Source organism: Qipengyuania aurantiaca (assembly GCF_019711375.1).
In the GTDB taxonomy this organism is placed as follows: domain Bacteria; phylum Pseudomonadota; class Alphaproteobacteria; order Sphingomonadales; family Sphingomonadaceae; genus Qipengyuania; species Qipengyuania aurantiaca.
The window spans coordinates 2322123-2341823 of the sequence record NZ_CP081295.1; the positions used below are offsets into that span (position 1 = coordinate 2322123).

General features: G+C 64.4%; 17 protein-coding genes and 1 riboswitch. Of the genes, 7 read left to right on the top strand and 10 right to left on the bottom strand.

Going from position 1 to position 19701, the window contains the following annotated elements; all coding sequences use genetic code 11:
* The first annotated feature begins 80 nt into the window (after positions 1-80).
* Together K3148_RS11360 and K3148_RS11365 are read left to right on the top strand one after the other, a co-directional pair.
* Positions 81-563, top strand: a complete 483-nt coding sequence (locus K3148_RS11360; protein ID WP_221424888.1) for a MarR family winged helix-turn-helix transcriptional regulator — start codon at positions 81-83, stop codon at positions 561-563.
* Positions 560-1531 (top strand): S41 family peptidase, encoded by a 972-nt coding sequence (locus K3148_RS11365; protein ID WP_221424889.1) that lies wholly within the window; start codon positions 560-562, stop codon positions 1529-1531. Before K3148_RS11360 ends, K3148_RS11365 begins: the two co-directional genes overlap by 4 nt.
* Here K3148_RS11365 and odhB read toward each other — a convergent pair.
* The 5 genes from odhB to K3148_RS11390 all read right to left on the bottom strand — a co-directional run bounded on the left by odhB (position 1518) and on the right by K3148_RS11390 (position 8141).
* A complete protein-coding gene (gene odhB, locus K3148_RS11370) occupies positions 1518-2753 on the bottom strand; it encodes a 2-oxoglutarate dehydrogenase complex dihydrolipoyllysine-residue succinyltransferase (RefSeq protein WP_221424890.1) in 1236 nt (411 codons plus the stop codon). The genes K3148_RS11365 and odhB overlap by 14 nt on opposite strands.
* 29 nt (positions 2754-2782) lie before the next feature.
* On the bottom strand, positions 2783-5599 hold the full coding sequence (locus K3148_RS11375) for a 2-oxoglutarate dehydrogenase E1 component (protein ID WP_221424891.1): 2817 nt from the start codon (positions 5597-5599) through the stop codon (positions 2783-2785).
* A gap of 33 nt (positions 5600-5632) precedes the next feature.
* The gene (sucD, locus tag K3148_RS11380; protein WP_221424892.1) at positions 5633-6523 is read right to left on the bottom strand and encodes a succinate--CoA ligase subunit alpha; all 891 of its coding nucleotides are present in this window, start codon (positions 6521-6523) and stop codon (positions 5633-5635) included.
* A gap of 31 nt (positions 6524-6554) precedes the next feature.
* Positions 6555-7517: a malate dehydrogenase gene (mdh, locus tag K3148_RS11385; protein WP_221424893.1), complete on the bottom strand. Its 963-nt coding sequence runs from the start codon at positions 7515-7517 to the stop codon at positions 6555-6557.
* Between the two features lie 297 nt (positions 7518-7814).
* Entirely contained in the window at positions 7815-8141 is a 327-nt protein-coding gene (locus K3148_RS11390) for a hypothetical protein (protein ID WP_221424894.1), read from the bottom strand.
* A 174-nt stretch (positions 8142-8315) separates the two neighbouring features.
* Positions 8316-8489: riboswitch (cobalamin riboswitch) on the top strand.
* Positions 8490-8565: 76 nt separating this feature from the next.
* On the opposite strand from K3148_RS11390, the gene K3148_RS11395 reads away from it, so the two are divergent.
* Genes K3148_RS11395 through K3148_RS11415 form a run of 5 tightly spaced genes read left to right on the top strand, consistent with a single transcriptional unit; the run spans position 8566 to position 13289 of the window.
* Positions 8566-10503 carry a TonB-dependent receptor plug domain-containing protein gene (locus K3148_RS11395; protein WP_221424895.1) on the top strand — a complete coding sequence of 646 codons (1938 nt, stop codon included), beginning with the start codon at positions 8566-8568 and terminating at the stop codon, positions 10501-10503.
* Complete coding sequence (locus K3148_RS11400; RefSeq protein ID WP_221424896.1) at positions 10500-11309, top strand: ABC transporter substrate-binding protein; 810 nt, start codon at positions 10500-10502, stop codon at positions 11307-11309. Before K3148_RS11395 ends, K3148_RS11400 begins: the two co-directional genes overlap by 4 nt.
* Complete coding sequence (locus tag K3148_RS11405; RefSeq protein ID WP_221424897.1) at positions 11306-12259, top strand: FecCD family ABC transporter permease; 954 nt, start codon at positions 11306-11308, stop codon at positions 12257-12259. Before K3148_RS11400 ends, K3148_RS11405 begins: the two co-directional genes overlap by 4 nt.
* Positions 12256-12978, top strand: a complete 723-nt coding sequence (locus K3148_RS11410) for an ABC transporter ATP-binding protein (RefSeq protein WP_221424898.1) — start codon at positions 12256-12258, stop codon at positions 12976-12978. The genes K3148_RS11405 and K3148_RS11410 overlap by 4 nt, the downstream gene beginning before the upstream one ends.
* Before the next feature lie 14 nt (positions 12979-12992).
* Entirely contained in the window at positions 12993-13289 is a 297-nt protein-coding gene (locus K3148_RS11415; RefSeq protein WP_221424899.1) for a GCN5-related N-acetyltransferase, read from the top strand.
* Between the two features lie 73 nt (positions 13290-13362).
* Here the strand turns inward: K3148_RS11415 and K3148_RS11420 are convergent, their stop codons facing one another.
* The 5 genes from K3148_RS11420 to K3148_RS11440 form a co-directional block, all read right to left on the bottom strand.
* Positions 13363-14514 carry a S8 family serine peptidase gene (locus K3148_RS11420; RefSeq protein WP_247711561.1) on the bottom strand — a complete coding sequence of 384 codons (1152 nt, stop codon included), beginning with the start codon at positions 14512-14514 and terminating at the stop codon, positions 13363-13365.
* A gap of 358 nt (positions 14515-14872) precedes the next feature.
* Positions 14873-17125, bottom strand: coding sequence for a M3 family metallopeptidase (locus tag K3148_RS11425; RefSeq protein WP_247711562.1), 2253 nt, complete (start codon positions 17123-17125; stop codon positions 14873-14875).
* A gap of 147 nt (positions 17126-17272) precedes the next feature.
* Complete coding sequence (locus tag K3148_RS11430; RefSeq protein WP_221424900.1) at positions 17273-17926, bottom strand: hypothetical protein; 654 nt, start codon at positions 17924-17926, stop codon at positions 17273-17275.
* Complete coding sequence (thpR, locus tag K3148_RS11435) at positions 17923-18465, bottom strand: RNA 2',3'-cyclic phosphodiesterase (protein WP_221424901.1); 543 nt, start codon at positions 18463-18465, stop codon at positions 17923-17925. Before thpR ends, K3148_RS11430 begins: the two co-directional genes overlap by 4 nt.
* A gap of 21 nt (positions 18466-18486) precedes the next feature.
* Positions 18487-19671, bottom strand: a complete 1185-nt coding sequence (locus tag K3148_RS11440) for a GGDEF domain-containing protein (protein ID WP_221424902.1) — start codon at positions 19669-19671, stop codon at positions 18487-18489.
* Positions 19672-19701: the final 30 nt, after the last annotated feature.

Consider the following 19701-nt stretch of genomic DNA (forward strand, 5'->3'; position numbering starts at 1 on the left):
TCGATTGCTGTGCGCGACATAGACATTCGCACTGCGAAGGCAACACTTGCCGGCCTGTGAAGCGAAACATATAAGGGCTTATGGAATATCGAAACGAAGCCCCGCCGGTTGGCCTCGGCACGCTGCTGAGGGCGCTGCTTGCCCAACTCGAACCCGCGGTGGAGCTGGCCTATACAAAGTGCGATCCGCTGATGCGTTCGCGCTATTACCCCGTCATGCGCGCTTTGTTGAGCGAACGGCAGGCGACCGTGGGCGAGATCGCGCAGGCGGTCGGCGTCAGCCAGCCCGCGATGACGCAGACGATCCGCCAGATGGTGCAAGACGACCTGCTCGAAGTGAAGCTGGGCGAAGACCGCCGTGCGCGGCTCGTGACGCTGTCGGAGCGCGGTATGGAGGCTGTTGCCAATCTGAGGCCGGTCTGGGCTGCCGTGTCGGAAGCCTCTGCCACGATGGCGGCAGACGCCGATATCGACCTCGTCACCACTCTCGAACGCGCACTTGCCGCGCTCGGAGAGAAGGATTTTGCGGCGCGGATCGCCGATGCCCAAGGAGACACGAAATGAAACTACGCCTGGCGCTTGGCGTCGCTTTCCTCGCTCTACCGTTGCCCGCGCTTGCGGCCGAAGTCGACCCTGCCGAGCAGCGAGCGGCGCTTGAGGAAGCGATCGAGATGATCGAGACCCGCTATGTCGGCACGCAGCATATCGACACGCTGACGGCGGAATTGGAGCGTCTGGCTGCGAAAGTCGAACGTGCCGAAGATGGGCAGGCTTTCGCAAAACGCGTGACCGAACGCTTGCGCGCAGTTTCGGGCGATGGACACCTTGGGCTTTCCTATAGCGAGAAGCCGATCCCAGATCCGGTGGAGGAGGGCGAGCAGCTCACGCTGAACGACGATTTCGAGGAATGGTTCGGGGCCGGTGTCAACAACGGCGTACAGAAGATTGAGCGGCTGGAAGACAACGTCATGCTGCTCGACCTGCGCGTGTTCCCGCCGCCCTCGATGGGCGCGGAGACGATTGCGGCGGCCATGAACACGGTTGCGCAAGGCAACGCGCTCATCATCGACCTGCGCAAGAACGGGGGCGGGGCGGAAACCGTGCTGCTGGTGATGGGCTACCTCGTCGAGCCAGGCAGCCAGTTCATGTCGACCTATAACCGCCCACGCGACGAGTGGACTCATGAGTCGGTGCCCGCCTGGGTGCCGGGAAAACGCTTCGGGTCGGAAAAGCCGCTCTACATCCTGACCTCGCGCCGGACGTTTTCAGCCGCAGAGGCGCTGGCCTACAGCCTTCAGGCGATGGACCGCGCGACCATCATTGGCGAGGTAACCGGCGGCGGCGCGCACCCGTTCGAATATCGCAAGGTCAGCACGCATTTCGCGCTCGACCTGCCCGAAGCGATGTCGCGCCATCCGCTGACCGGTACCAATTGGCAGGACGTCGGAGTGAAACCCGACGTGGAAGTGCCGCGCGAGGAGGCGCTGGACGTCGCCCTACGCCTCGCCCGCGAGGCTATCAAAGGTCGATAAGCATCCGGGTCGGATCTTCGATCGCTTCCTTGATGATCTTGAGCGCGGTGACCGCCTCGCGGCCGTCGATCAGGCGGTGGTCGTAGGACAGCGCGATATACATCATCGGGCGGATGACGATCTCGCCGTCGACCACGACCGGGCGGTCCTCAATGCGGTGGAGGCCGAGGACGGCGCTCTGCGGCGGGTTGATGATCGGGGTCGACATGAGGCTTCCGAACACGCCGCCGTTGGAGATGGTGAAGGTACCGCCCTTCATGTCTTCCATCGTCAGCGTGCCTTCCTTGGCGCGCTTGCCGAAGTCCGCGATGTCCTTCTCGATGCGGGCAAAGCCCTTGTCCTGCGCATCGCGAATGACCGGGACGACGAGGCCGTTGGGCGCCGAGACGGCGACCGAGATATCGACATAGTCGTGATAAACGATCTCATCGCCTTCGATATAGGCGTTGACCGCGGGTACGTCCTTCAGCGCAAGGCAGGCGGCCTTGGCGAAAAAGCCCATGAAGCCCAAGCGGATCTCGTGCTTCTTGGCGAACATGTCCTTGTACTTCGCGCGCGCTTCCATGACGGCGCTCATGTCGACATCGTTGAAGGTGGTGAGGAGCGCGGCGTTGTCCTGCGCGCCCTTGAGGCGCTTGGCGATGGTCTGGCGCATGCGCGTCATCTTGACGCGTTCCTCGCGGCGCTCGCCGGTTGCAGCGGGGGCCGCAGCCGGAGCCGATGCGGCGGGAGCCGGAGCCGGGCTGTCGCCCTTGGCCTTGGCGGCGGCGATCACGTCTTCCTTGGTCAGGCGACCGTCCTTGCCGGTGCCCTTGATGGTCGAGGGATCGACTCCGTGTTCAAGCACCGCGCGGCGCACGGCTGGCGAAAGCGTCTGCGAGGCATCGGAGCCGGTCGCTTCCTTGGCCTGCTCGGGAGCCGCCTTCTCGACACCCGCATCGGGAGCCGCCGCCTTGGGCTCGCTCGACGGGGCAGCGCCAGCGCCGCCTTCCTCGACGATGGCGAGGACCGCGCCGACTTCCACCGTGTCACCCACGGCGACCTTGAATTCCTTGATCACGCCGGCGACGGGCGAGGGAGCCTCGACCGCGACCTTGTCGGTTTCGAGGCTGACGATCGGCTCGTCCACCGCGACGCTATCGCCGACATTCTTCAGCAGTTCGCCGATGGAGGCTTCGGTGACGCTCTCGCCGAGCGTGGGGACTTTGACTTCGGTGGCCATGGTCGTGGGTTTCCTTTTCAGGCCTTGAATCAGTTACTGCTGCCGGCGCCGTTGAGGCCCAGCGCGATGTTGACGAGGGCTTCCTGCTGCACCTGGTGGCGGCTGGCGTAGCCCGTGGCGGGCGATGCGGCGACTTCGCGGCCCGCATAGGTCGGGCGCATGCCGTCCTTGCCGGCCTTGGTCGCCGCTTCCTCGATCAGGCGATCGACGAAGAACCAGGCGCCGTTGTTCTTGGGCTCTTCCTGGCACCAGACGATCTCTTCGAGATTGGTCATGCGCTCGAGACGCACGGCCAGCGGTTCGCCGGGGAAGGGGTAGAGCTGTTCGATGCGAACCACCGAGACATCTTCCAGACCCGCTTCGTCGCGGCGCTGCATCAGGTCATAGGCGACCTTGCCGCTGCACAGCACGAGGCGGCGCACCTTCTTGTCGTCGATCTCCTTCAGGTCCGACTTGATGCGCATGAAGTGATGGTCGCCCATGAACTCCTCCGCGCTCGATTTGGCGAGCGGGTGGCGGAGCAGCGACTTCGGCGTCATGATGACCATCGGCTTGCGGAAGGACCGCAGCATCTGGCGGCGCAGGACGTGGAAGTAGTTCGCCGGGGTGGTGATGTTCATCACCTGGATGTTGTCATTCGCGCACAGCTGGAGGAAGCGTTCGAGACGCGCCGAGCTGTGTTCCGGACCCTGGCCTTCGTAACCATGAGGCAGCAACAGGACGAGGCCGTTGGCGCGCAGCCACTTTACCTCGCCAGCCGCGATGAACTGGTCGATCATGATCTGCGCACCGTTGGCGAAATCGCCGAACTGCGCTTCCCACATCACCAGGCTCTTCGGGTCCGCCATGGCGAAACCGTATTCGAAGCCGAGCACGCCGTATTCGCTCAAGGGGCTGTCATAGACTTCGAACTTGCCATGCGGCAGCGTGCAGAGCGGGATGTACTTGCGCTCGTCCTTCTGGTCGATCCAGACGGCGTGACGCTGGCTGAACGTGCCGCGACCCGAATCCTGGCCCGACAGGCGCACGCCGAAGCCCTCGGTCACGAGGCTGCCGAAGGCAAGCGCTTCGCCGGTCGCCCAGTCGAAGCCTTCGCCGGTTTCGAACATCTGGCGCTTGGCGTCGAGCACACGGCCCAGCGTCTTGTGGATCGTCACATCGTCTGGGACGGTGGTCAGCGTGCGGCCAAGGCTGTCGAACAGCTTCTTGTCGAGCGCGGTTTCCACGTTGCGGCGCGCCGTTTCCGGATCGGCCGGCTTGTTCATGCCCGCCCAGCGGCCACCGAACCAGTCGGCCTCGTTGGGCTTGTAATCCTTGGCGGCGGCGAATTCCTGCTCAAGATGCGCGTTGAATTCCTCGCACAATCCGTCGGCATAGCCCTTTTCGATCACGCCCTCGTCTTCGAGACGCTTCGTGTAGAGCTCGCTCACCTTGGGATGCGCGCGGATCGCGTCGTACATTAGCGGCTGGGTGAATTTCGGTTCATCACCCTCGTTATGGCCGAAGCGGCGATAGCACCACATGTCGATCACGATGTCGCGGCCGAACTTCTGGCGGTATTCGATGGCGAGCTTGCAGGCGAAGGTCACCGCTTCGGGGTCGTCGCCGTTAACGTGGAGGATCGGCGCCTGGACGCCCTTGGCCACGTCGCTGGGGTAGGGGCTGGACCGCGCAAACTGGGGCGAAGTCGTGAAGCCGATCTGGTTGTTGATGACGAAGTGCAGGCAGCCGCCGGTGTTGTAACCGCGCACGCCCGAGAAGCCGAGGCACTCCCACACGATGCCCTGGCCGGCAAAGGCCGCGTCGCCGTGGAGAAGGACGGGCAGGACCTGCTCGTGCTTTTTCAGATCGTCGCGAATGGCCTGCTGCGCACGGGTCTTGCCGAGCACGACGGGGTTCACCGCTTCGAGATGCGAAGGGTTAGGCACAAGGCTCATATGCACGTCGATGCCGTCGAAGGTACGGTCGGTGCTGGTGCCAAGGTGGTATTTCACATCGCCCGAACCGCCGACATCGTCGGGGTTGGCGCTGCCGCCCGAGAACTCGTGGAAGATTACCTTGTAGGGCTTGCCCATGACGTTGGCGAGCACATTCAGGCGCCCACGGTGGGCCATGCCGTAGATTATCTCGCGCACGCCGAGCTGGCCACCGTACTTGATCACGGCTTCCAGCGCCGGGATCATGGACTCGCCGCCATCAAGGCCGAAGCGCTTGGTGCCGACGTATTTCTTGCCGAGGAACTTCTCGTACTGCTCACCCCGGATGACGGCGGCGAGGATCGCACGCTTGCCTTCCTCGGTGAACTGGATCGTGTCCTCGGGCGTCTCGAACTGGTCCTGGAGGAAGCGGCGTTCCTCCGTGTCCGAGATGTGCATGTATTCGAGGCCGACCTTGCCACAATAGGTTTCGCGCAGAACGCGGTAGAGATCGCCCACGGTGACCCATTCGAAACCGAACACGCCGCCGACATAGACCTCGCGGTCCTCCTGTCCGGCAAAACCGTGCCATTCCAGCGTCAGGTCTTCGGGCACGTCGCGGTGCGACAGGCCCAGCGGATCGAGATCGGCAGCCAAGTGCCCGCGCACACGGTAGAGGCGCACGAGCAGCATCGCGCGGATGCTGTCGTCGGCGGCCTGTTCGATGGCCTTGGGGTCGGCAGGCTTGCCGGCCTTTTCGGCGGCTTGCTTCACCGCAAGGCGCATCTGCGTGGGGTCGAGCGCGGCGGTAAGATCCGCCTCGCTGTCGACCACTTGCTGCAGCCAGTTCGGATTGCCCCAGCTGGGACCGGCTTGCGGCCCCTCCTGGTCGCCCATTTCAGGCAGGAAGTTCTGGCTCTCGTTACCCATTTTCAGTCCTCATGGAGAGGGAGCGTTCGGCGGTTACGCCAGTTCCTTCAGCATCGCATCGAGCGTCGTGCCGAGCTCGGAAGGCGACGGGCTGACGCGGATGCCTGCGGCTTCCATCGCCGCGATCTTGTCGTCCGCGCCGCCCTGGCCGCCCGAAACGATTGCGCCCGCATGGCCCATGCGGCGGCCCGGAGGCGCCGTGCGGCCCGCGATGAAGCCGACCATGGGCTTTTGGCGTCCTTTGGCGGCTTCCTGCTTGATGAACTCGGCGGCCTCTTCTTCCGCGCTGCCGCCGATTTCGCCGATCATAATGATCGACTTGGTGTCGTCGTCGTCGAGGAAAAGATCGAGCACGTCGATGAAGTTGGTGCCATTGACCGGATCGCCGCCGATGCCGACCGCGGTGGTCTGGCCGAGGCCGACCATGGTGGTTTGGTGGACGGCTTCATAGGTCAGCGTGCCCGAGCGCGAGACTACGCCGACGCTGCCCTTCTTGAAGATCGAACCGGGCATGATGCCGATCTTGCATTCGCCGGGCGTCAGCACGCCGGGGCAGTTCGGGCCGATGAGGCGGCTGTTCGAACCGCGAAGTGCAGCCTTCACGCGCACCATGTCGAGCACGGGAATGCCCTCGGTGATGGCGACGATGAGTTCCATCTCGGCATCGATCGCCTCGAGGATGGCGTCGGCTGCGAACGGCGGCGGCACGTAGATGCACGATGCCGTGGCGCCGGTTTCAGCCTTGGCTTCGCGCACGGTGTTGAACTGCGGCAGACCGATGTGATCCGTGCCGCCCTTGCCCGGGGTCACACCCGCAACCATCTTAGTGCCGTAATCGAGCGCCTGTTGCGTGTGGAAGGTGCCGGTGTTGCCGGTCATCCCTTGCGTGATGACCTTGGTGTTCTTGTCGACGAGGATGCTCATCTTGCCTCTCCTTTTCGAATGGTTTGGTAGGTTAGGCGAGCGAGCTCTCGAGGCCCTTGCAGGCTTCGAGCAGCTCCTCGACCGCGTCGGTCGAGACCTTGAGGTTGCTCTTTTCCTCGTCCGACAATTCGATCTCGATCACTTCCTCCGTACCGCCCGCGCCGATCATGGTGGGCACGCCGACATAGAGGCCGTCGAGGCCGTACTTGCCTTCGACATAGCTGGCGCAGGGCAGGATGCGCTTCTGGTCGCCGAGATAGGCTTCGGCCATGGCAATCGCGCTGGTGGCCGGCGCGTAATAGGCGGAACCGTTGCCGAGCAGGCCGACGATCTCGCCGCCGCCCTTGCGGGTGCGGTCGACGATCTCATCGATGCGGCCCTGTCCGACGCCCTTGATCTTGGCGAAATCGTTGACCGGGATACCGTTGATCGTGGTGTAGCTGGTGACGGGGACCATGGTGTCGCCATGCCCGCCGAGGACGAAGGCGTTGACGTCCTTCACCGACACGTCGAATTCCCAGGCGAGGAAGGTGGCGAAGCGTGCGCTGTCGAGCACGCCGGCCATGCCGACGACCTTGTTGTGCGGCAGGCCGCTGAATTCGCGCAGCGCCCAGACCATCGCGTCGAGCGGGTTGGTGATGCAGATCACGAAGGCGTCGGGGCAGTTGTTCTTGATGCCTTCGCCGACCGACTTCATCACCTTGAGGTTGATGCCGAGCAGGTCGTCGCGGCTCATGCCGGGCTTGCGGGGGACACCGGCGGTAACGATGACCACGTCGGCGCCGGCGATGTCGGCATAGTCGTTCGAGCCGGTGATCTTGGCGTCGAAGCCTTCGATCGGGCCGCACTGCGACAGGTCGAGCGCCTTGCCCTGCGGCATGCCTTCGGCGATGTCGAACAGGACGATGTCGCCCATTTCCTTCTTCGCGGCGAGGTGAGCGAGGGTGCCACCGATCATGCCGGAGCCGATGAGCGCGATCTTCTTGCGTGCCATAAGGGAAAAGCGTCCTTCCGAGCGTCGCGGGACAAATTTTGTCTGGACCGCTGTGGCGCACGGATGTCCCGCGTGGGTACGCGCGCCCGGTGTTTCGGGTCGCGGCCTAGGCCCCGTCGGATAGGAATGCAAGGCGAATTGGGTGAAGGTGGGGAACTATCTTTGCAAATAGTTCGCAATAGCAATAAGGGGTCGTGGCTGTTCCTTTAACGGTAAGACGAGCGAGCGCCAGCAAGGGTCCCGAAACCTCAGGAAGGGTGGCTTTTTATCGGACTGTGGTGGGCCTTCACTCGAGGCTCAGCCAATGAGGCGCTGGTCGGCACCCTGGTGGTTGGCCTCGATCCGGCGGGCGGCGGCCCCGTCGAGCGATCGACAGATCTCCAGCCAATGATTGTAATCCTCGGTCTGGTTTGCGGCTGCTGCCGTCTCCGCGTTACGGATGGCCATTGGGACGGCGCGCAGGCCGTATTCGGCGAAATGGCGCAGGGCGGCCTTGGTCGTATCGCTCATGAACCCCTTCAGTTCCTCGTGGTCGTTGGCGGCCATAGTCACGGTTCCACGCTTCAGGACGCGGGCGATCGGCGAACGCGCGGCACAGCGCGCAGGCGCAAAACGTACGGACATCGGCTCAAGGACTCCCCATCTTTTAAGACCGCCACCTCGGTCTCCGGCTCTGTGTCCTATGATGTAGCCACTCCTCGCTAAACATGGGTTCCGGATCATGCTTGCGATTATATTAAATTGCGGCTGTGGCTTTGCGAAAGCTGCGCGCTTGCTTCGCCCGATGCGGGGGCGTAAGGGGCTCAGATTGGTACGGGTCAAGGGAACGCCGGTGTAATGCCGCGGCTGCCCCCGCAACTGTAACCGGTGAGGCGCGCCCCGATGTGCCACTGTCCCGCGTCAGGGATGGGAAGGCGGGGCGAGGCCGTATGATCCGGGAGCCAGGAGACCTGCCCGCACCAGTCGTTCAGCCGCGGGCGGGGTGTACCGATGGCAAGCGGGGATGGGGCAATCCCGCCTCCTCCCGTCATGGACGGCGTGTACGGACATGACTGGAGGAAACGTGACCAAATACCTGTTTTTGCTGAGCGCTTCGGCGCTGTGCGCTCCCGCCTATGCGCAGGATTCGAGCGAGGATGCGCTGGCGGAGATTATTGCGGAGCAAGATGACTCTTCGCCTGACACGAGCGAGCTGGACGATGGCGGGTGCTGCTATATCGCGGGCGAAAGGATCGAGGCGCCCTCGATCACCGTAACCGCCAACGGCCTCGGCACCGATATTCGCAACACTGGTCAGGCGGTCACGCTCATCGACACGAAGGAAATCGACGCCGTTCAGGGCGCGGATCCCGTGCGCGTCCTGCGCCGCACTCCCGGCCTCTCCTTCACCCGCAACGGCGGCGTGGGCGGCTTCACCGGGGTGAGCCTTCGCGGGTCGGCATCCGAGCAGGTGCTGGTGCTGGTCGACGGCGTCCGCGTGGCGGACCCGGCCGCACCCGGAGGCGGGTTCGACTTCGGCAACCTGCTCCTCTCCAGCGTCGGCAAGTTCGACATCTTGCGCGGCTCGAACAGCACGATCTGGGGCTCCGACGCGATCGGCGGCGTCATCGACGTGACCACCCGCACCGAGACGGGGCTGGAAGGCCGCGTCGAATACGGTTCGCGCGACACGCTCAGCGCCAGCGCGACCGGCGGTTTGGGTGGCGATAGCTATTTCTTCGGCCTTACGGGCTCCTATCTGCACACGGACGGCTTCTCATCGGTCGTGGATGGCGGCGAGCCCGACGGGCTGGAGCAATACGCGCTCGGCGGCGCGGCGTTTTTCGACGTCACGCACAATATCGAGCTTTTCGCCCATGCGAACTGGAGCGAGGCCGATCTCGACCTCGATGGCTTCGCGCCGCCCACCTTCGCCTTTGCCGATACGCTCGATACGCAGGAAACCCAGCGCTACTGGGGCGATGTCGGGCTGGCCTATTACGGCAACGATCTGACCCTGCGCGCCGCCTTCAGTCTCGCCGACACCGAACGCTACAATTTCGATGGCGATGGCAATGTGACGTTCGGAGGAGACGGGCATTCCGAACGCCTGCAATTGCGCGGCGAATACCGTGTGCTCGGCCCTCTTACGCTGGCTTTCGGGGCGGAGCACGAGTGGAGCGACTATGTCACTCTCTTCGACGCGCCCGGCTCGATCGAGACGACCGGCGGCTATGCCCAGATCGGCCTCGCTTTCGGGCGGCTGGCCGCGCATGTCGGCGGGCGGATCGACGACCACGAGCTGTTCGGCACCAAGGCGACCTATGGCGCGGACCTGTCTTATGGACTTCGCGACGACTGGCGTGTGCGGGCCAGCCTTGGCGAGGGCTTCAAGGCACCGACCCTGTACCAGCTGCGCAGTTTCTACGGCAATGCACAGCTCCGCCCCGAGGCGAGCACCAGCGTCGATCTCGGCATCGAGAAGGGCCAGCGCGGGCAGGGCGTCCATGCGGCGCTCACCGGCTTCCTGCGCACGACCGACGATCTGATTGGCTTCGGCTTCGGACCCGAGCGGCCATTCGGCGGCTACGAAAACGTGTCGCGGGCGCGCGCCATGGGCTTCGAGCTTGAGGGCGGCTTCGACGTGACGCCGTTCCTTCGGGTCTCCGGCGTGTTTTCGCATGTCGATACCGAGGATCGCGACAGCGGTCTCGAACTGGCGCGCCGTCCCGAATATTTCGGCACGCTCTTCGCCGATTGGGAGACGCCTTTCGGGCTAAACCTCGGCGGCGATGTGCGGTTCGTTTCGGAAAGCTTCAACGACAACGCGAACATGACGCCGCTCGACGGCTATGAGGTCGTCGACCTGCGCGCCTCCTACCCGGTGGGTGAACGGTTTGAGCTGTTCGGCCGCGTGGAGAACGTGTTCGATGCGGATTATACGGTCGTGAAAGATTACAACACGCCCGGACGCGGGGCCTTCGTCGGGCTGAGGGCGCGGATGTGATCCGCTTCCTGCCCCTGCTGGCGCTTGCGCTCGCAGGGTGCGGGGAGGGGGCTCGCGGGCCGGTGGAAGCGGCTGGTCCGACTATCGTAAGCCTCAACCCCTGCACCGATGCGATCCTGGCCGAGGTGGCGGCGCCCGGCCAGCTGCTGGCGATCTCGCATTACAGCGAGGACCCGTCCTCCAGTTCGATGACACCGCAGGATGCCGCGCGTTATCGGGCCACCGGCGGGACGGTGGAGGAGGTGCTCGCGCTCGATCCCGATGTGGTCGTGGCGAGCACGTTCCTTGCGCCTGCCACCCGCGCGGCGCTGGAGGATCTCGGCCTGCGCGTCGTGACTTTCGGGGGCACTGCGACGGTGGAAGACAGCTTTGCGCAGGTCCGCGAACTTGCCGCGCTGGCCGGATATCCGGCGGCGGGCGAGCGGCTGGTGGAGGAGATCGAGACCGCATTGGCTGAGGCCGAAGGGCAGGGCGATCCCGTCGAGGCGGCGCTGTGGCAGCCGGGCGGGATCGTGCCGGGAGAGGCTTCGCTGGTGAGCGACCTGCTCCGCCGCACCGGCTTTTCTAGCTATTCGGCGGCGCGAGGCATGGCGCAGGCGGATTACCTCTCGCTCGAACAGGTCGTGGCCGATCCGCCGCAAGTGCTTTTCGTGGCGGGCAGCGAAAGCGGGCAACGTCACCCGGTCCTGGCCGAGGTCGAGGGGATGCGGCAGGAAAGTTTCGACACGCGGCTGCTCTATTGCGGCGGGCCGACGATCCTGCGCGCCGTGCGCTTCGTGCATTCGGTAAGGGAGCGCGTGTCATGAACCGCGCCACGCTGATCTTTGCGCTGCTTCTCCTTTTCGCGCTCCCGCTGTCGCTGCTGGCGGGGCGCGTGTGGATCGATCCGGCGAGTACCCCCAACGCGGCGCTGATCCTTGGCGAGCTGCGCCTGCCGCGCGCCGTGCTGGCGCTGGTCGTGGGCGGAGGCCTCGGCGCGGCGGGGGCGGCGATGCAGGGCTATTTACGCAATCCGCTGGCCGATCCCGGTCTCTTCGGTATCGCGCCCGGCGCGGCGCTTGGGGCGGTCGTGGCGCTGTGGTTCGGCTATGCGGCGAGCGCGTGGTTGCTGCCGCTCTTCGCGCTGGTCGGCGCAGGCGGTGCGATGGCTCTGCTGGCCGCGATTGCCGGACGCACGGGAGGTATCGCGCTATTCACGCTGGCGGGCCTGATGGTGGCGAGCCTTGCGGGCGCGCTGACCGCGCTGGCGATCAGCATGGCGCCCAACGCCTTTGCGATGAGCGAGATCGTGCTGTGGCTGAACGGCGCGCTGACCGACCGCAGCTGGCGCGAGGTCTGGCTGGCGGCTCCGCTGGTCGCGCTGGGCGTGGCGCTGCTCTGGCGTAGCGGGCGCTCGCTCGACGCGCTGACGCTGGGCGAGCCGGTCGCGCGGTCGCTCGGCATCGACACTTCGCGCCTGCTCTGGCTGCTCATTCTCGGCATCGGCCTCACCGTGGGGGCGAGCGTGGCGGTGGCGGGCATCATCGGTTTCGTCGGCCTCATCGTCCCGCACCTCGTCCGCCCATTGACGGACCGCCGCCCCTCGCAATTGATCGTGCCGAGCGCACTGGCAGGCGCTCTGCTGGTGCTGGTGGCGGACAGCCTCGTGCGGGTTCTTCCGCTGGTGACGGAACTACGGCTCGGCATTGCGCTGAGCCTGCTCGGCGCGCCCTTCTTTCTGTGGCTGCTGATCCGGATGCGGAGGGGGCTGGTATGACGCTCGCAGCGAACAACGTCTCGCTCGGCGAGCGACTTCACAACATAACTTGCGCACTGCGACCGGGCGAGATCACCGCGATCTGCGGCCCGAATGGCGCGGGCAAATCCTCGCTCCTGCAGGCGCTGGCGGGCCTCCTTCCTATCGACAGCGGGGAGGTCACACTCGACGGTGAGCCGCTTGCCGGCCACGCACAGCGCGCCAAACGCATCGGCTATCTCCCGCAGGCACCCGAGATCGCCTGGGACGTGACCGTCCGCAGCCTGGTCGAACTGGGCCGCATTCCGCACCGCGACGCGGCCGGCGCGCCGGTCGAGGCCGCCATCGCAGCGCTGGACCTCAACGCGTTCGAGCAACGCCGCGCGCAGACGCTTTCGGGCGGCGAACAGGCGCGGGTCCTGCTCGCGCGCGTGCTGGCGGGCGAGCCCGAATGGATACTCGCCGACGAGCCGCTGGCCGCGCTCGACCTCGCGCACCAGTACGCCCTCATCGGCCATCTGCGCGTATCGGCAGGCGAGGGGCGGGGCGTCCTCGTCGTGCTCCACGATCTCGCCATGGCGCGGAACCATGCCGACCGCGTGCTGGTGCTCGATCAGGGGCGGCTCGTGGCCGATGCCGCGCCGTCGGAGGCGCTGTCCGTCGAGCGCATTGGCGAGGTCTGGGGCGTGGGGACTGAGTGGCTCGGCGAGGAAGGAAAACGGGCACTCGCCAGCGCGTGAGGCGTTGGGTCCCCATGGATCGCACAACACTTCAGAACGACTGGTTCGACCTCACCCGCGAACGGATGCCCCAGGCTGCGCAGGCGCGCGGATGGCCAGTGCGGTTCGACCATTGTTTTCAGCGCATCCTGCTCGACAACGCGGTTGGTGCAAAGTGGAATGAGCAAATTCCTGCGCCCGCCTATCGCAACGCGCCGGACGAGATCTTGCAGCGTGCCGTCGCGCTTGGCCGTGCGGCCATGGAAGGCACGGAAGACCTTGCCGAGCTCAACCGCAACTCGCTCGGTTTTCGCGGGAAGCTGAAGCCTTGAAACCATCAAAAAGCCGGACACCCGCAAGGATGCCCGGCTCGAGTTGCGACCCTTTGTGGGCTTGTTTTTAAACTTATTTGATCCCGATGACGTCGGGGTTGTTGTCCCGGTCGCCGCTCACCGTGCCGCCGTAGCGGACCGAGCGCTGCAGGATCAGGCCGGCGAGGTGCGGCGCGGCCATCGAGGTGCCCGAGAGATAGGCGTAACCACCGTTGAGGTAGGTCGAGACGATGTCCACGCCCGGCTCGGCCACGTCGATCGGCGGGTTGCCGTAGTTGGAAAAGCTGGCGAAGCGGTCGTTGCTGTCGCTGGCCGACACCGTCCAGATGTAGGTCCCGTTGACGCGTCCCGGCGACGAATAATTCGCATTCATCGCCTCGTTACCGGCAGCAAGGGTGAAGTAGATGCCGCGGTTCGAAGCGCGTAGCACGGCGTTGTCGAGCGTGGAGCTCGTGCCGCCGCCAAGGCTCATGTTCACGACATCGCCCGGTGAAGCATAGCGATAGGTGTGGTCGACCGCTGCAAGGACGGCGGAATTCGAACCCTCGCCGCTTGCACCGAAGACGCGAAGCGACACGACCGGCGCACCCGGAGCCACGCCGACGACACCCGCACCATCGCCCTTAGCAGCGATCGTGCCGGCAACGTGTGTACCGTGACCATTGCCGTCACCGGTGCTCGACGTACCCGACACGAAGCTGCGCGAACGGCCGCGGTCGATGTTGAGATCCGGGTGGTCGGCGATCCCGCTGTCGATCACCCATGCGCGGCGGAAACCCGAACCCGTGCCACCTCCGACACGCGCAACACCCCAAGGAGTGTAATCGGCCGTGATGCTGACGTCCCTGGTCGGCTTTCCGCGCTGCTTGGTGGCGATTGCCATGACCTGGTCCTGCTCGCACGACTCGATCGCCGGATTGCCGTTCATGACGCGGCCAATCGCGTGATCGGGAATCTGCAACGCAAAACCCTTCACGGCGCCGGTGTAGACGTGCTTGATACGCCCCTGCCCGCGATTGGCGGCGCGGCCTGCTTCCTGCGCCACGGCATTGCCGGGGGTGTTGAAGTTCATGGTGCAGATCCAGCTGCCCGAAATCTTCTGGCCGGCACGCTCGATGGCTGGGTTTACCCGTTCTTCACCGGCGCGCAAGCTGGCTCCGTTCTGGGCGATAAGGGTCGTCGGGATGGCGGCAAGCACCATCGCCGTGAGAAGCGACTTCTTCATTGTTTTTTCTCCCAAAATTGCGAGTTTCCACTCGCCGTTTCAGGAGTATGTGTAAGGCAATGTTTGCCAAGCCTGTTTTGTCGCTGCGCTGCAGCAATGTAACGAGTTGCCTCGCTTGCAATTCCCGATTGTTTCAGTGAGATGAACGGAAATTGTATAAAAACGACATTTAGAAAAACGATCTGCTTCGGATGAACGTTCACTTCCGAAACATACTAATTTTTGCGTCTTTTTTGCCGCAGTTTCTGAAAACTTCATCTTAACCAAGTGCGGCCTTGACGAAAGCGACAGTTGATACGTGCTTGCCCTAAGGGCGAGCGTATCGGGGCGGCCTTGGCAGCCGCCCCGACAAACAGAATCACATACCGGCATCGCCGATAGTGGCTGGACCGTCGTCCGAAACCGCGCTGTCCGCCGCCTCATCGCCGGCGACAAGGCCGCGGGCTTCGAGCATCGGGGTCACGTCAGGGGCGCGACCGGCGAAGTTTTCGAACATCTTGAAGTAGTCCATCGTGCCGCCGCGGCTGAGCACGGTAGCGCGGTAGTGATCGCCATTGGCGCGGGTCAGTCCACCGTTCTCGAGGAACCACTTGCGGCTATCGCGGTCGAGCATTTCGGTCCACAGATAGCTGTAATAGCCTGCCGAATAGCCGGTCGGGCCACTGAAAATGTGGTTGAAATAGGTGCTACGATAGCGCGGCGGGACGAGGTCGATCTCCAGACCCAGCTCCTCCAGCGAATTGCGTTCGAAGGCGCTGACCTTCTCCGGCGTATCGAGCGCGGCGGCTTCTTCGGGCGAGAGCGCGGCCCACTTCATGTCCAGCAGGGCGGCTTCGACGACTTCGCCGAAATCGTAGCCCTGGTTGAACTTGGACGCGGCCTCGATCCGGTCGACCATCGCCTGCGGGATGGTTTCGCCGGTCTGGTAGTGCTTTGCGTAATTGCGCAGCACATCGGGGTAGGTTGCCCACATTTCGTGGACCTGGCTCGGATATTCGACGAAGTCGCGTGCCGTGGCCGTGCCCGAGAGGCTTTCGTAGCGCTGGTCGGCGAAGAAGCCGTGCAGCGCATGGCCGAACTCGTGGAAGGTCGTGTTGACCCAGTCGAAGCTGACCAGCTGCGGTTCGCCCGCGGGCGCCTTCGGGATGTTGAGCACATTGTAGATCACCGGCTTGGTGCCCCACAGATGGCTCTGGTCGACGAAGTTGCTCATCCACGCACCGCCGCGCTTGGAAGGGCGCTGGAACGGGTCGAAGTAGAACAGGCCCAGTTCGCTGCCGTCGCGGTCGAACACGGTGTAGGTCCACACGTCGGGGTGATAGACCGGCAGGTCCGTGCGGCGTTCGAAGGTCAGGCCGTAGAGCTTTTCCGCCATGTAGAAGACGCCGTCTTCCAGCATCGTGTCGAGCTGGAAATACTCCATCATCGCGTCTTCATCGAGCTCGTACTGCTCGGCCTTGATGCGGTTGGCGTAGCGATACCAATCCCATGGCTTCACTTCATAATTGCCGCCATCGGCTGCGATGGCCGCGTTAAGCATTGCGGCTTCGCGGCGCTGCGTCGCGGCGAGCGCCGGGACCATCTGTTCCATGAAGTCGAGCGCGGTCTCGGGGGTCTCCGCCATGCGGTCCCACATCGCGTAGGTCGCCCAGTCCGGCTTGCCGAACAGAGCGGCCTTTTCGGCGCGCAGTTCGGCGATACGGGCGATGAGGAGGCGCGTGTCGATATCGGTCGTGCCGTCGGCGCGGTGATAGCTTGCCATGAACAGCTTCTCGCGCGCGGCGCGATTAGTCATGCTCGGCAGAAGCGGCTGCTGCGTCGTGTTCTGCAGCGCTATGGCGTATTTGCCTTCGTGGCCCAGTTCAGCCGCGAATTCGGCCGCCGAGGTGATGTCGGCGTCCGAAAGGCCAGCAAGGTCGCTGCGGTTGTCGAAGATCACCGGCTGATCCGCCATGGCATCCTTGGCCTGCTGGCTGAATTCGGTGGTCAGCGTGGACAGTTCGGTGTTGATCGCCTTCACGCGTTCACGCTGCGTCTCGGTCAGGAGCGCGCCGGCCTGCACCATGCTGTCATAGGTGTTTTCGAGCAGCGTCGCGTCTTCGGGCGTCATCGTCATCGCGGCGCGGTTGTCGTAGACGGCCTTCACGCGGGCGAAGAGCGCGGGATCGAGGGTGATGCTGTCGCTATGCGCGGTCAGCAGCGGGCTGACTTCGGTGTTGATTTCGTCAAGACGGTCGGTGGTGTTCGAGCCGGTCAGCGCGAAGAAGACCCGCGAGACGCGGCCGAGCATGCGGCCGGACTTTTCGTAAGCGACAATCGTGTTTTCGAATGTCGCCGGAGCGGGGTTGGCCTTGATCGCCTCGATTTCGGCCTTCTGGATCGCCATGCCCTGGCGGAAAGCGGGGAGGTAGTCGTCCTCCGAAACGGCTTCGAAATCGGGTGCGAGGAACGGTAGGTCGCTGTCGGCAGCGAAATAGCCGGTGCCCTTGGGGATCGAAACCGCGGCGTCCACGGCGGCGTCGGCGATGGGGTCCATTTCTCCTCCGGGAGCGGTGGTGCAGGCGGACAGAAGGGCGGCTGCGGCGGTGGTGGCCAGAATATGGGCCTTCATGGTTTCTCCAGTTTTATCTCAGGTGCTGCATGCCAACGCGCGAGATCGCAGGTTGGTTGCAAATGCGACAGAATGTGCGGGAGCCTAGGTAGCCGACAGTAACAAGGGCTGAACGTCCAACCGCACAGGGTCTTCGATAGACGGCGTTCAGCTCCCTTCCAACGCCTCGCCCTGACCGCGTTCGGCCTGGTTGCGCGCCGCGAGCGCGGCCTCTTCGAGCGCCTGGTTGTTGACCGTCATCACCTTGGGCTGGCCGCTGTCATCGACCACCAGCCACAGCGAACCCAGCTCGAAAAAAGCCCCCTGGTCCTTCTCGACCGTCATTTGCGACAGGTCGAGCCGCTGCAGGAGGTCGAGCATCCGCTCATCGAAGATATCGTCGAACAGGGTATCGATCTGTGTTTCGGTCAGTTCGTGCCGATTGCCCGCGTCGTCGATGTATAGGAGGGGGATACCGACCTGCTCGAGGATGCGCGCGCGGTCGCCGCTACGGGCCGCATCGCGAAGCGCCGAAATGGCGGCTTCGAACTGGCTGGGGCTGGTCCCGGTCGCACAGGAAATCGCGCCGCCTTTCACCGCATCGTGCTGCTTGTCGAACTCGATGTCGGGATCGTCCTGCTCCGACCAGACCATCAGCAGGCAATTGTCGCCCGGGTCGGGCTCGGCCTGCGCTTCCACCGCGCGTAGCAGCTGCTCGCTCGGCGGATCGTCACCTACCACTTCCTCGGTCACCGGCGAACAGGCCGCAAGCGGCGCTGCGAGCAGGATCGTGCAGGTTGTGCGGATGCGGGAGAGGGTCATTCGGCCTTCGCGTGGTAAGTGACGACAGGATCGTAGAGCGAGCCTGCTTCGCGCAGGAAACTCTCGTACAATATGTAGGTATCGACGCGCCATGGGCCAAGAGCGAGGCTTTCGTTGCGGGCGAGGAATGGGGCCAGCGATCCGGCCGCTGCGTTGAGCCGCGCCAGCGTGATGTGGGGCGTGAACTTGCGGGTCTCGGCAGGCAGACCGCAGCGCTGGCACAGGCGCTCGATCCGGGCCTGGAGACGGGTGAGCGGCTCGCTAGGCGCAATACGCGCCCAGACCGAGGATGGGCGGGATTTTCGCTCGAAATATCCGACACCTGCGATGGAGAGTTCGAACGGTTCGAAGGCGAGCGTCTCGGCTTCTTCGGCCAGATCATCGGCGCGATGGGCGTCGACCTCGCCGATATAGCGTAGCGTCAGGTGCAGCTGGTCGTCGTCCTGCCAGCGGGCGTTCTCGAGATCGTCCATCGTGTCGATCAGCGCGTCGCGCAGCGGTGCAGGCGGGCGAAGGGCAAAGAAGAGGCGGTGGGTCATTATGCGTCGGCCCGGGAACACTCAGGCGGTTTGGACGACGACCCGGTTCCGGCCGCCTGCCTTGGCTTCGTAAAGCGCCTTGTCGGCGCGTTTGATGGCGCTGCCGATGGCTTCGCTTGCGCGATGCTCGGCCACGCCGATGGAGGCGGTGCCGAGGAGGCCGGTCAGACCGAATTCTGCGGCGACGGCCTTGATGGCCGCACGAATGGCCTCCGCGATTTCATGGGCACGGGCTGGATCGTCCAGCGCAAGGAAAACGGCAAACTCCTCGCCGCCAAGCCGCGCGGCGAAATGGTTCTCGTCGCCGAGGTCGCGCACATTCTGTTGCAGCGCCTGCCCCACAGCGATCAGCACACGGTCGCCGATGTCGTGGCCATGCTGGTCGTTGACCTGCTTGAAGTTGTCGAGATCGAGCAGGAGGACGTGATTCCTCTCGCCCGGTGCCGGTGTGACAAGCTCGCTCTCGAAGAGCGCCCTGCGGTTGTATAGGCCGGTGAGCGGATCGCGATTGGCGAGGAACTCGGCGCGCGCCAGCGCTTCGGCGAGGTCTTCGCCGAGGCGATGGTTGTTTACGAGCGTCTCGGCGGCCGCGTATTTCTGCCGCGCCGCGGCAAGGCTGAAGGAAGCGACGGCGAGATAGATCAGGCCTACGCCGAGCGACATCCAAGTCCCGAATGGCGAGGGGGCCTGCAGCATGGCAATCCAGAAGGTGGCCAGGAAGGCGAGGCCGAAGGGATACCAGACCCAAGGCAGCGGCGAGCAATGCACCGCCACGAGGCTGGTACAGATGAGCACTGACGCGGCCACGATAAAGGCAGCCGGATGGAGATTGGGCTCAAAAAACACCGGCGCGAGCAGGAGCGCCCAGCTTGCTCCGCCAAACAGGCCGATAGGGAGTGCCAGCGCGGGAGGCATTGCAGGGCGTTTGCCCGCAGCAAACTTTTTCCGGATCGAGATATAGACCGATGTCATGAACAGCGTTGCTGCGAGCCGGAAAAGGATCGGGATGTGGAAATCTGCGGCGTTGGGCAGGAGCTGCGAAACCGCAGCGATAATAAGCGTCCCCACGATGTTGGAATAGATCGTGCGGCCTTCGGTCTCGGCAACGCTGCGCAACACCTCGGCCTCGCGCTCCCCATGCCAGTCGGGGTCGCGTTCGGACAGGCTGGGAGTGGTTGCGAAGCGCGCGGTGCTTGACGCCATCATTGCCCCTTATCGTCGATCGAGACTTTCCGC